Below are 13032 nucleotides of genomic sequence, written 5' to 3'. Positions count from 1 at the left end.
TTACAGTTTGTCGTTGGAGCCCAGTACGTCAACAATCTTGTGGATGTACATCTGCTTCATTGCCTCACGAGCCGGTGTAAGGTACTGGCGAGGGTCGAAGTGGCTTGGGTTCTCTGCAAGATACTTGCGGATGGCAGCTGTCATTGCAAGACGTGAGTCGGAGTCGATATTGATCTTGCAAACGGCAGACTTGGAAGCCTCACGGAGCTGCTCCTCAGGAATACCTACTGCATCAGGCAGCTTGCCGCCGAACTCGTTGATTGTATCCACGCAGTCCTGTGGTACGGAAGAAGAGCCGTGGAGCACGATTGGGAATCCCGGAAGTTTCTCCTCAATCTCATGGAGAATCTCGAAAGCGAGTGGAGGAGGAACGAGCTTGCCTGTCTTAGGGTCGCGTGTGCACTGGTCAGGAGTGAACTTGTATGCACCGTGGGATGTGCCGATAGAAATAGCGAGTGAGTCGCAGCCTGTGCGTGTAGCGAAATCGATAACCTCCTCAGGCTTTGTATAGTGAGACTCCTCAGCAACAACCTCATCCTCAACACCTGCGAGGACACCGAGCTCAGCCTCGACAGTCACGTCGTACTGGTGTGCATACTCCACAACTTTCTTTGTGAGAGCGATGTTCTCCTCGTAAGGGAGTGAAGAACCGTCAATCATTACAGAAGAGAAGCCCATGTCAATACATGACTTGCAGGTCTCGAAAGAGTCACCATGGTCAAGATGAAGAACGATTTCCGGATTAGGGCATCCCAACTCCTTAGCGTACTCAACAGCACCCTCTGCCATGTAGCGGAGGATTGTCGGGTTAGCATAGTTACGTGCACCGCGTGACACCTGCATGATGACAGGTGACTTTGTCTCCACTGCTGCCATGACGATAGCCTGCATCTGCTCCATTGTGTTGAAGTTGAACGCAGGGATAGCATAACCACCGGCAACAGCCTTCTTGAACATCTCGCGAGTATTTACGAGACCAAGTTCTTTGTAATTTACCATAGTTTTTTAATTGTTTATATAGTTGAACTGTATATCCTCGGTATAGTTTTTTTGTACCGCAAAGTTAAGAAAATTATCAGTAAGTACCAAAAAGTTTGTTAGTTTTTTTGTTATTTTGGATAAAAACATTATATATATTTGGTCAACTCGTTTTTTTTTTGTTATTTTGCAGCAGGTTTTTCTTATAAAAAGATTCATTCACGATAACTAAACTTTTTAAATACATATAATATTATGGTGAAAATAACGAAAGAAGCCGCCCTTGAATATCACGAGGCCGGCCGACCCGGTAAAATCGAGGTAGTACCAACAAAGCCTTATCGTACTCAGACAGACTTGTCATTAGCGTACTCACCGGGCGTGGCATATCCTTGCCTGGAGATTCAAGATAATCCTGATTCTGTTTACAAGTACACGGACAAGGGCAACCTCGTTGCCGTAATCTCCAATGGCACAGCCGTGCTCGGACTCGGTGACATAGGCGCGATGTCAGGAAAGCCTGTCATGGAGGGAAAAGGCCTTCTGTTCAAAATCTATGGCGGAGTAGACGTCTTCGACATTGAGGTTGACGAGAAAGACCCGGAGAAATTCTGCGAGGCAGTGGAGAAGATTGCACCGACATTCGGCGGCATCAACCTTGAGGACATCAAGGCTCCCGAGTGTTTCTACATCGAGGAGCGTCTGAAGAAGACTCTTGACATCCCTGTCATGCACGATGACCAGCACGGCACGGCCATCATCTCTTCAGCGGGCCTCCTCAACGCACTTGAGGTGGCAGGAAAGAAGATTGAGGATGTGAAGATTGTGGTCAGCGGTGCGGGTGCGGCAGCCATAATGTGCACAAAGCTGTATGTCGCCCTCGGCGCAAAACTGGAGAACATCCTGATGCTTGACTCCAAGGGAGTGATTACCAGCGACAGACCTAATCTTACGGAACAGAAGAAGTTCTTCGCGACAGAACGCCGCGATGCGCACACATTGGAAGAGGCTATGAAGGACGCTGACGTGTTCCTCGGACTTTCAAAGGGCAATGTTGTCAGCAAGGAGATGATACGTTCCATGGCAAAGAACCCTATCGTCTTCGCATGCGCGAACCCTATACCGGAAATCTCCTACGAGGATGCCATGGATGCACGCCCGGACGTTCTCATGTCCACAGGACGCTCCGACTATCCTAACCAGATAAACAATGTAATCGGATTCCCTTACATCTTCCGTGGCGCATTGGACGTTAACGCCTCTGCAATCAATGAGGAGATGAAGATTGCGGCTGTACATGCCATTGCCGACCTTGCAAAACAGCCTGTTCCGGATGTGGTGAACCAGGTCTACAAGGTCAACAACCTTACCTTCGGTCCTGACTATTTCATTCCGAAACCTGTCGACCCACGCCTCATCACAGAAGTTTCCGCTGCTGTTGCAAAGGCTGCCATGGACTCAGGAGTGGCGCGCACCCCTATCACTGACTGGGATGCATACAAGAACAACCTACGCCGCAAGATGGGACAGGAGACAAACGTGACCCAGTCACTCTACGAGACAGCACGCAAGCACCCACAGCGTGTGGTGTTCGCTGAAGGTCTCCACCCGACAATGATAAAGGCTGCCGTGCAGGCTAAGCAGGAGGGAATATGCCAGCCTATACTCCTCGGCAACGATGAGATGATAGAAAAGAAAGCCGCGGAACTCGACCTTGACCTGACAGGAATAGAGATTGTAAACCTACGCCATGACCGCGAAATGGCGCGCCGTGAACGATATGCACGGATACTTGCAGAGAAATGCTGCCGCGAAGGATATAACTTCGAGGAGGCAAACGACAAGATGTTCGAGCGCAACTACTTCGGAATGATGATGGTCGAGACAGGAGAGGCGGATGCATTTATCACAGGTGTCTACACAAAGTTCTCAAACACTATCAAAGTCGCTAAGGAAGTGGTTGGCATACGTGACAACTACAAGCATTTCGGAACAATGCACATTGTCAATTCCAAGCGTGGCACATACTACATTGCCGACACACTCATCAACCGTCACCCGGACAAGGAGACACTGAAGGACATCTCCAGACTTACAGCGGATGCTATACGCTTCTTCAATGATGAGCCTAAAATGGCAATGATCTCATACTCCAATTTCGGTGTGGACAAGGATGGCAGCCCAAGACTTATGCACGATGTCGTGGCAGAGATGCAGGCTGAATACCCTGACCTGAAGATTGACGGCGAGATGTCTATCGACCTTGCACTCGACCATGAGCGCAGAGACAAGAAGTATCCATTCCTCCGCCTGCACGGGGAGGTCGTGAACTCAATGATTTTCACAAACCTCTCGGCAGCGAACTCTGCCTATAAGCTCATCAAGGGCTTCTCTCCTGAGACGGAAGTGATAGGTCCGATACAGATGGGTCTTAAGAAGCCTATCCATTTCACAGACTTCGACTCTACAGTTCGTGACGTGGTAAACATTGTTGCCGTAGCTGTAATCGATGCTTACGTGAACAAGATAAAGTAAAGAATACAACCTTTCCTTTCCATGGGGCTGCACCTGTTTGAAGTGCAGCCCCATTTTTCATATCAGCAAAACAAGGCTTTTCACAACAAAAAAACATCTTTTTCAAAGCATTAAGCATGAAAGACACGTAAAACGTCCATATTGCAAAATGTCAGGAATACTCTACCCTACCATAAATATATGTCACAAAAAGGAACAACAAGCACAAACAATATGCAAAAATATGCTACTCAGAGAAAACACAAAGAATCATGATAAATGCGAAAAAGTGTTATATTTACACCCTATGCCGGAAAACATGCTTGACCCCTATCAATAATAACGCTTTTTTGAGTAAAAAACAACATAAATATTTTGCCATGTGCGAGAACAGTCGTACCTTTGCATCGTCAAAAGGAACAAAGGATGTAGAGACATCAAAAAGTACTGATGACAACAGGACTTGAAACACAGTCTTGACTGAAAAGAAATTAGTTTTTCATAGATAGTATATAGTTAGGTTTTAGTTATTAGGTAAAAGTTAGTTAGTTTAGATTGTATTAGATTTTTAAGAGTAAAAAGATTTGTTGTTAATTCAGGTAACACCGACCAGCCGTGAGGCTCGTCTTTCTTTTTGAAAAGTTTAGAAATCAATACAAACAAGATGTGCAGACATTGTGAAATGTCTGCACATCTTTGTTTTATGCCTCTGTCTATGCTATACATACTATTAGGCTAAATTGTAAAATGGTAGGATGAAATTATTGTAACAATGTGATTTATATTGGCGTCGTCCGGCAAAACTCTACAAGTTGTGGCACAATCACATTTTCACACGAAATGCCATAACACAAAAAGAGCATCCACAGACTGCACATAAGATGCAAGTATCTGCGAACGCTCTTCAGAAGGATATTCTTTATAAAAACACTGTACCGGCAAACCTAATTATATAAATGTGTAAACCATGTCAGAAGGCTCTCAGGTTTGCCAATCCCAGTTTGGATGAATCTCCTTTTTTCCTTATGTTCGGAAAGGCGCAAGACTTTAGTCCGTCTGGACAACCAAGTAGTTGGAAAGTTCCCAGAACTGTTGCGGCTTTGTTATGCGCAACACTTTCTGTCCGTTGTTCTCCACCAACTCATAAGAGCCGGCAGGGTGGTTTGTGCGTATCTTCGCCTTCTTTGACTTCAGATTAATTGTTGTGAGGGTTCTCTTGTCACTGATGACAAAAACATTCTGGTCAAAGTCACCTTTCATGAGTTTTGACTTGCGCAGGAATCCTGTTTCTATGACCTTATGCTTCTTGAGATTTGATTTTGTGTCTACAGTGTAGTAGCAAGTGTTCAGCTCGTTCTCCAACTGCACTGAAGCTTTCTGCGCTGCATCCTTTTCCGTTGTCACGTTAGCCACAGCAGTGTTGAGGGAATCGACAGAGTTCCTCAGCTGCCCTATACGCTCCTTTGCTGCAGTAAGCTGTGTGCGCAAGTCTTCAATCTCTGTTGCTTGTGACTCGATCTGTGCACGAAGAGCCTCGATGGTTGTCTGGAGCTCCTTGTTGAAAAGTGTTGACTTCTTCAACTTAGCCTCAAGCTGTTCAAGCTGTTCCCTTCTTTCCTTCAAAGTCTTCTGTATGGTCTCCATGTCAGCAAGCAACTGAGCACGTTGCGACTTGTTCTCTCCTGACTTGGAAAGCGTAAGTATGTTCTCAATATGCTTTATCTGTTCCATTCCCGAAGACACTTCGCCCACAAGGCGTAAAAGTTGGTCACGCTCACTGACAGCCTCTGCAAGTTCCTGCTTTGAGGCTTCCATGAGGTTTTGCTGTTCCTTAGACTGCTTGTCGTTGCCACAAGCACAAAGCAGTGCCAATGCGGCAAGTGATGTGATGATTTGCTTTTTCATAATGTTTCTCCTATTTTGGTTACTAACTGCCGGCAAAATTATGACTTATTCTTGGATAATCAAAATATGTGTCAATATCTGACATGAATGTGTCAACGAATGGAAGACCACAACAAACAAAGCCTTCTTGTCCGAGCAGTTTGAATATGGCATTAACCGTATTTTCCATGGCAACACAACGCCTTTCGTTTACGTGAATTATAGTTTTATTTTGTTAACAAACGTTACCCCCCCCGAAAATGCAGTTAAAATACAATAAAATTATTATCTTTGCAGTAGAGAACTTTACAAAGGTGTGTTTTATGGCGGTGAATGCCATTGCTATTGGTAAAGTCTCTATAGAAAATATTGGCAAAGTACGAGAGTCATGGTTTGAAATTCATTTGAATAGTAATAATGCAGAGAGAGAATTTGAGCCCCAGAAAGTCTGTGGACTTCAGGGGCTCTTTTCTTATCATGAAGAATGGTGAACACGGAACCGGAAGCCATTAGCATGCTAACCCACTCAGACCATCTTATTGCCAATAAAGGAACTGCGGCATGCTTGTCATGGATTGCAGGCACTTAACCAGAAGTCTAACTCATAAACTATGAACAAACTATGTTGAAAGGAAACATCACATTTGTCTGCACTGATTGTGGACAAGAATTTGACGAAATGGGTATCCAATGGAAAAACACCGATTTGATTACACCGGTGAAGTGCGTGAAATGTGGCAGCATTCGCACTTTCCCTAAAATAATATCATGGCTTGACAGGGTCAGGTATAAGATGTTGTGGAAGCAGATGGAATGAGGACAAGCATCTCTTGCTGACTTGCTTGTATACTTGGAAGCTCTCTTTAATATTGCTTTTTCAACTTGAAATATGAGCATAAAAAAAAGCGATGACCTTCACAGGCTACCGCTCTTAACTTCAATAGGTATTAGTCTTTTTCTAAGGTAAAGAGATTGTTTTCAGGATAACGAGTGCAAAGATAAGCACTTTTCCTGAGAGTTGCAAGTATTTTGACTGTGTTTTTTGTGTCATGATTTTTGTGTGCGGACACAGAAAGTATTTTTAACACAAAGAAAGAAATCATCACAAAATATTCCGTTTTCTTGACCTACACATATAATAAAGGCACTAACTTTCACATTATATAAGGAATATGGTGTAGGCTCCTGCATTGTGCTCCAAAGGAGAAAATTGCAATAAAGACTTAAAATATTTTGTTTTCTCAATAAGTTTGTGTATTTTTGTCCTGCGCTTTCATTATGCGCGAGTCTTTGATATGCCTATTGATACAAACAGCTATATAATTATGATAGACCGGATTATAGATTACAACAAAGGTTTTGTTGAGAACAAGGAGTACGAGAAATTTGTGACTGACAAGTATCCAGACAAGAAACTTGCCGTGCTCAGTTGTATGGACACGCGCCTGACAGAGCTGCTTCCAGCGGCGTTAGGTCTGAAGAATGGTGACGCGAAAATCATAAAGAATGCCGGAGGACTGGTTATTTCCGCATTCGACTCAGCGATGCGCAGCCTGATTGTAGCCATCTACGAGCTTGGAGTTGAGGAGATTATGGTTGTCGCCCATTCCCATTGCGGTGCATGCCACATGAGTTATGAGCATTTCCATGAGCAGATGATAGCACGCGGAGTGACAGACAGCACACTGGCGACCATACGCAAATGTGGCATTGACCTCGATGCATGGCTTGAAGGATTCAAGGACACGCCGGAGTCCGTGCGCAGAACCGTGGAGACCATAAGAACCCACCCACTGGTTCCTAAGGACATCATTGTGCGCGGTTTCATCATAGACTCAGAGACCGGAGAACTTGAGGAAATGTGATTGCTTCCTTTGGTTGCCGGAAAGGCAAGTATACAAAACGTGGTGACACGACCAAAAATAAAGGTTGTGTCACCACGTTTTATATTGGAGTATTTCATTTCCGTACATCAGAGCCAGACAAGTCAGCACTGACTGTATAGGCTTGTTTCATCATTGCTCTGCACGGGCAGAGACAACATTCCAATCAATGATGTCCCATATTGCTTTTACATGCTCTGCCCTCCTGTTCTGATAATCAAGATAGTAAGCATGCTCCCATACGTCAATGGTCAGCAACGGGCGCAGTCCGTGACGCAATGGGTTGTCGGCATTCTGCATCTGAAGGATTGAAAGTTCACCATTCTCATCCATTGCCAGCCATGCCCAGCCGGAGCCAAAGAGGCCTATGGCGGCTTCGCTGAGCTTTTCGCGCATGCCCTCCATGCTTCCGAAAGCGCGGTTTATCTTCTCTATAAACGCTGCTGACGGTTCGGTTGACTTGGCGTTGGGTGACAACTGTTCAAAATACAGTGTATGGTTCACTACCTGTCCGGCATTGTTGCCGAGCGGTCCTGTGGCTTTTGCCGCAATCTCTTCTAATGTATTGTCCTCAAATCCGCTTCCTGCAACAAGCCTGTTAAGGTTGTCTACGTAAGTCTGCAGATGCTTTCCGTAATGCAGGTTGACAGTTTCTGCGCTGATAGCCGGCGCGAGTGAGTCAGCGGCATAGCCGAGTGCGGGCATTTGAAATTTCATGTTATCCATAGTTGTAAGCGAATTAAAAGTTTAAGACCAAAGGTTCAGATTGGGGACTTTGTATGGCACAGCCGCCTGTCTTCCGGCAACAAGCACCGCCATTACTGCCACTGCGCCATATTTGACTTTACATCAATAGTTGTCTTTCATCACCTCAAAGTAAGCCTGTGCGTGCAGGCATGCCGGGCATTCCTTCGGAGCGGCGCTTGCTTCAACAATGTATCCGCAGTTGCGGCACTGCCAATAGACTTTGCCATCCTTCTTGAAGACAGTGCCTTCCTCAAGGTTTTTCAGCAGTTTGCCGTATCGGTTCTCGTGTCCACGCTCCGCAATAGCAATGTTACGGTACATCTTTGCTATCTCGTCAAAGCCCTCCTCCTCTGCTATGTCGGCAAACTTCGGATAGTCAACTTCCGCTTCTTCATGCTCGCCTTTTGCTGCTGCCTGCAGATTTTCAACGGTTGTTCCAATCACTCTGGCAGGGAATGAGGCACAAATCTCACATGTGCCGCCTTCAAGATACTTGAACATACGCTCTGCATGCTCCTTCTCCTGGTTGGCTGTCTCCTCGAAAATGGCAGCCACTTGTTCAAATCCTTCTTTCTTAGCCTTTGATGCGAAATAAGTGTAACGCATTCTGGCCTGACACTCACCTGCAAATGATGACATCAGATTCTTCTCTGTCTGAGTCCCTTTAATACTTTTGTTCATAATAAGTGTGTTTTTAAGGGTTTAACTTTTTAAGCCTGCCGATAATGCATCTCCCGTGGTCTTGGTCCTGAGCCAGTCACCGGCATTGTCGGCAGCCTTGGTTGAAAATCTCGGTGGCAAAAGTAATAAGAAATTGCATAACAAACAATTGTTTTTGCGTTTTTTTGAACATGTAAGAATATTTTTTATAAGACATTCTTTCATAAAGTTAAATCCATAATAAAACAGTGTTCATGATTGAAAAATCATTAAACACTGTCTGTTTGACACGCAAAAACAGATGCATTGCGTAAAAGTGAACGGTCATTCGCTCAGGAGTCTCACCACATTCTCCGAATACTGCCTGCTGATAGGCAGTGTCGCCCCGTTAACGAGTGTGACTGACTGTTTTGTGAAACTCTTCACTTTACCCGCTGCCACAATATATGAGCGGTGTGTACGTATGAACTCTGTGGGAGACAGCCTGTCGCCAAAGGATTTCAGCACGCCACGTGACATGATTGGCTTGTCGCTGAGCCTGTGTATCCTGGAATAACCTTCCATGGCTTCAATGTAAAGGATGTCGCTCAATGGGATACTTACATTGTTATATTCCTGCTTGACCACCAGATTCTGGCTTGCGGAGTTCATCGCATTGAATTCGATTCTGCGCAAGGCTTTTGTGCAGGCGGCTTGGAAACGGCTGAATGCGAATGGCTTGTGGAGATAGTCGACGACATCAAGATTGAAGCCTTCAAGTGCGTAGTTGAGGTAAGCTGTCGTGAAAATGACGCAAATCTCCTTAGGGAGCCGGCGTGCAATGGCAAGTCCTGTGATGTTTTCCATCTCTATGTCAAGGAACACTATGTCAGGTCTTTCTTGGAGAATGGCGGCAAGTCCCTCTTCCGGGTCAGAATATGTACGGAGCGCGAAACCGTCCATTCGTGTGCAGAATTTCTCTATAATCTCCAGTGCCAATGGCTCATCGTCAATGGCTATGCAGTTTACATTACTGTTCATTATTGCTTATTGTTGCGTAGTGCTTTTATGTTTGGTTTATGGCAAACGCCTGTTTGCCGTGGATTGTTGGCTCTGCGGAACAGCTTATGGTCAGAAGAGCTGTATGGTGAGTGATACATTGAACTTGCTGTCTGCTTCCGAGACTTCAAGCGTATGCTTTCCCGGAAACAATGCTTCGAGACGCGCACGGCAGTTCTCCATGCCCACAGGCAAATCGCGGCGGAACTCATGGGCATGCTTCATCACACTGTTCTGCGTCGTGAACGAAAGGGTTCCGTCCTTCACGGTAAGGCGTATGACGACGGAGCAGTCATGGCTTGGCGATGTGCCATATTTGAAAGCGTTCTCAACGAAGGTGAGGAATATCATCGGAGGCACCGTAACGCCATCATTATCGATGTCATGGCTCCAGTCCACGGTGGTGTGCTTGTTGAGGCGCAATGCCTGAAGGTCAATGTAGTTCTGTATGTAGGTCACCTCATCTTTCAATGTCACAGACTCGTTTTCTATCGTGACGTATGTGTACCTCAGTATTTCCGTGAACTTTATGAATGCGTCCTCAGCCTTTTGCGACGTCCCAATGACAAGACTGTACAGCGAATTGAGAGTGTTGAAAAGGAAATGCGGGCTTATCTGGGCTTTGAACATAGCCATCTCAGCCTTGTTCTTCTGGTTCTCAATCCTCTTTTTCAGCAACAGCTGCTCATAGAGTTCATTGGCAAAAGAGACCGTGAGGGAGTAGCCTACCACCAAGGAAAACATGAGCCACATGTTCAGCATTATGCCTTGGTCACGGACACTGGTCTGATACTCTGTCATCGCCGGGGTGATGAATTCCACGTCAGGCAGGGGAAAGTGGGAAATGAGAATGTTGGAAAGGATGAGGAGTGCAATGGAGATGCCTATCTTCTTGTACTTTCGTGCAATCATCAGTTTCGGGAAATTCAAATACTTTATAGTGAAATAGCACATATAAAGATAGGCGCATGCAAGGAAGAAAAAGCCGGTCCAGCGCACAAGCCAGTAGCGTGCCGGTCCGAGAATGACGATGAGCGGCACGAAGACGAGGCAGAAGAACAGGTCAAAAACGAGAGTCGTGCTGTGTACTGAAAATTTCATGTTGGAAAAGAATGTTACATGGATTCGGATGAATGACAGCCTGAAAGATTGTTTTCCTTTGGGCAGCAAGGCGGTTTATCGCCATGGCAACACTTGCACACACAGAGAAGAGTGGCTGAAGATTGAGGGTTATGCTGCCACATTTCCGTCTGCAAAGACTGCAGACAGAAAATGTGACAGCCGTGACAGTGTGGCAGATGACTGCCTATTTCTTCAAGGCAAGGTTGTAGTTGTAGTACTTTGTATTGCCTGTTATGTCCTCTACGACCTTCAGGAACGGAGGGAATTTGACTTCCTCATGGCAAGTCTTCTCCTTTGTCTCAAGAATCATAAGGTCAGAGACGGGTTCAAGATAAGTGTCCAGCTCAAAGTACTGTCCGCACCAAATAAAGCTGTGGCGCTGCTTGCGTATAGTGGCACGGTAAGGGTCTGCCTGCTGCAAGAGTGACTCGTAAAGGCTGTTGCTCACTTGACGTTCTGTGACAATCTTCTCTTTTGGGGAAATCATCTTTGTCGTCGTATGGATGTTTATCGCCTGACCATCCTGCCAGCGGCGGCGCAGACGCACTTCGCGTCCCGGGTCAGCGACAAGATAAGTCTGGACTATCTCACTCTCAATGCATTCAGGCAACTCTCCGGCAAGTTCCACAATGTACTTGCGCTCTTCCTTTACAGGCAACGGGAGTTCAAGGACTTGGGAAATTTCGGTCAGCACACGGTTGAGCTTTAGGTCAAAGTCGGAACTGTTGTCGATGACACGCACATGTGGGTGGGTGAACCATGCATCGAACACTTTATGGTCAAGCATGCGTGCTATCTTCAGCCCTTCTTCGTTTGCCTGCTCATATCGGTTGGCATTTGTCTCAATGGTATAGAACTCCTCTGCCCCATCGGCAGCAGTGACAAGGTGCAGGACAGCATCATAACGGTTAAGCAACTCTGCCGTAGTGTGGCCGACCTTGCCGCAGATGTCCTTCCATATCTCAGGAGAGATGTAGGTGGAGATGTCCATTGTGCCACGGTCGCAGATGATGACACACGGTTTGTCAGGCGCGACAGTCTCTGCCATTCTCTGCACACTGTCCTCAAGGGCAAGCTGCATCTGGAGGATGACAAGCTCGCCTTCGTAGTAGAATTTCTTGTTGTCCGTAAGGTAGTTCCAACCGGTCTGAGTAATCATTGTCGGAACTTCAGGAACTGTGAACACTTTGTATCCAAGGTTTGAGAAATGTTCTCGTATCCTTACAAGGGCTGTTGTCTTGCCTGCACAAGGACCGCCTGTAAGAACTATTCGTTTGATGTTATTCATATAGTATGTATAAAATGAGCAATATACAGATGCCATGCCGGACTTTATGGGGGGGGGGGGGGAGCATGGTTCATGGTTGTGCGGAAGACCGTCAGCGTCTTTTCTTGAAAAAAGACTGCATAAGTGCCTTGCATTCCTCGCACAGCACACCTTCCGTGACTGTAGCCTTAGGGTGGAATGCCTTGGGAGCATACTCACGATAGCCGCGCTTCGCGTCGGGACAGCCATAGACAATGCGTGAGAGTTGTGCCCACCCTATGGCACCGGCACACATGGGGCAAGGCTCTACTGTGACATACAACGTGCAGCCTTGCAGGTACTTGCCTCCGAGAGTGTTGGCAGCGGAGGTTATCGCCTGCATCTCAGCATGGGCGGTGACGTCACACAATGTCTCTGTAAGGTTATGGGCACGTGACAGCACCCTGCCATTGCTGACAATGACTGCTCCTATGGGGATTTCATTGTCATTGGCAGCTTGCTCTGCCTCTTTCAATGCCATACGCATGAATCTCTCGTCGTCTGTCATAGAATGTTTGTTGTTGTAATGTTATCAGTTGTCATGCAAGTTATTCTGCATTTGAATGTTATCGTGTGTGGATTTGATGCAAGTGCGTCTATCGTACAGTTAGCACAATTCCCTATATGTAAGCCAAACATGGCAATTACTTTCAAAATGTCATATCTACAGAAATTTCCCTAAACTTAAGCAACAATGAATGTTAAAACCCCATTGATTTGGCGAAAGGTAACGCTTTACTTGGTGAAAGGTAACGTTTTGTACTGTCAAAGGTAACCCTTCGCACGGTAAAGTGTTATCTTTCATTTTACCACTTATAATTTCATTGTTTTGTAGAGGAAATATCTATATAGAGAAGTTGCCATACTCCATTGAATTACTATTAATTGGTGTCGTACATA

12 protein-coding genes are annotated in these 13032 nt (G+C 45.8%); 4 read left to right on the top strand and 8 right to left on the bottom strand.

Annotation, left to right across the window (positions count from 1 at the left end):
- On the bottom strand, window positions 1-999 hold the full coding sequence (locus E5358_RS09750) for a class II fructose-bisphosphate aldolase (protein ID WP_135940000.1): 999 nt from the start codon (window positions 997-999) through the stop codon (window positions 1-3).
- A 234-nt stretch (window positions 1000-1233) separates the two neighbouring features.
- Between E5358_RS09750 and E5358_RS09745 the strand changes: the two genes are divergently transcribed.
- Window positions 1234-3513, top strand: a complete 2280-nt coding sequence (locus E5358_RS09745; protein WP_135939999.1) for an NADP-dependent malic enzyme — start codon at window positions 1234-1236, stop codon at window positions 3511-3513.
- A 1026-nt stretch (window positions 3514-4539) separates the two neighbouring features.
- Here the strand turns inward: E5358_RS09745 and E5358_RS09740 are convergent.
- On the bottom strand, window positions 4540-5397 hold the full coding sequence (locus E5358_RS09740; RefSeq protein ID WP_135939998.1) for a Cbp1 family collagen-binding glycoprotein adhesin: 858 nt from the start codon (window positions 5395-5397) through the stop codon (window positions 4540-4542).
- A gap of 239 nt (window positions 5398-5636) precedes the next feature.
- Between E5358_RS09740 and E5358_RS15355 the strand changes: the two genes are divergently transcribed.
- From E5358_RS15355 to E5358_RS09725, 3 genes are all read left to right on the top strand, one after another.
- Window positions 5637-5867, top strand: a complete 231-nt coding sequence (locus E5358_RS15355) for a hypothetical protein (protein ID WP_135939997.1) — start codon at window positions 5637-5639, stop codon at window positions 5865-5867.
- Window positions 5868-5998: 131 nt separating this feature from the next.
- Complete coding sequence (locus tag E5358_RS09730) at window positions 5999-6193, top strand: FmdB family zinc ribbon protein (protein WP_135939996.1); 195 nt, start codon at window positions 5999-6001, stop codon at window positions 6191-6193.
- A 508-nt stretch (window positions 6194-6701) separates the two neighbouring features.
- Complete coding sequence (locus E5358_RS09725) at window positions 6702-7241, top strand: beta-class carbonic anhydrase (RefSeq protein ID WP_135939995.1); 540 nt, start codon at window positions 6702-6704, stop codon at window positions 7239-7241.
- A gap of 150 nt (window positions 7242-7391) precedes the next feature.
- Here the strand turns inward: E5358_RS09725 and E5358_RS09720 are convergent, their stop codons facing one another.
- The 6 genes from E5358_RS09720 to E5358_RS09695 form a co-directional block, all read right to left on the bottom strand.
- The gene (locus tag E5358_RS09720; RefSeq protein WP_168354629.1) at window positions 7392-7985 is read right to left on the bottom strand and encodes a superoxide dismutase; all 594 of its coding nucleotides are present in this window, start codon (window positions 7983-7985) and stop codon (window positions 7392-7394) included.
- Between the two features lie 123 nt (window positions 7986-8108).
- Complete coding sequence (gene rbr, locus E5358_RS09715) at window positions 8109-8687, bottom strand: rubrerythrin (protein WP_135939993.1); 579 nt, start codon at window positions 8685-8687, stop codon at window positions 8109-8111.
- 303 nt (window positions 8688-8990) lie between these two features.
- Window positions 8991-9686, bottom strand: a complete 696-nt coding sequence (locus E5358_RS09710) for a LytR/AlgR family response regulator transcription factor (protein ID WP_135939992.1) — start codon at window positions 9684-9686, stop codon at window positions 8991-8993.
- A gap of 90 nt (window positions 9687-9776) precedes the next feature.
- A complete protein-coding gene (locus E5358_RS09705) occupies window positions 9777-10805 on the bottom strand; it encodes a sensor histidine kinase (protein ID WP_135939991.1) in 1029 nt (342 codons plus the stop codon).
- A gap of 205 nt (window positions 10806-11010) precedes the next feature.
- Window positions 11011-12114, bottom strand: a complete 1104-nt coding sequence (locus E5358_RS09700; protein ID WP_135939990.1) for an AAA family ATPase — start codon at window positions 12112-12114, stop codon at window positions 11011-11013.
- Between the two features lie 91 nt (window positions 12115-12205).
- A complete protein-coding gene (locus tag E5358_RS09695; RefSeq protein ID WP_135939989.1) occupies window positions 12206-12640 on the bottom strand; it encodes a nucleoside deaminase in 435 nt (144 codons plus the stop codon).
- Window positions 12641-13032 lie beyond the last annotated feature (392 nt).

Origin of the sequence: Palleniella muris (assembly GCF_004792655.1) — a bacterium.
Lineage (GTDB): Bacteria > Bacteroidota > Bacteroidia > Bacteroidales > Bacteroidaceae > Prevotella > Prevotella muris_A.
This window is presented reverse-complemented; position numbering and strand designations above follow the sequence as displayed.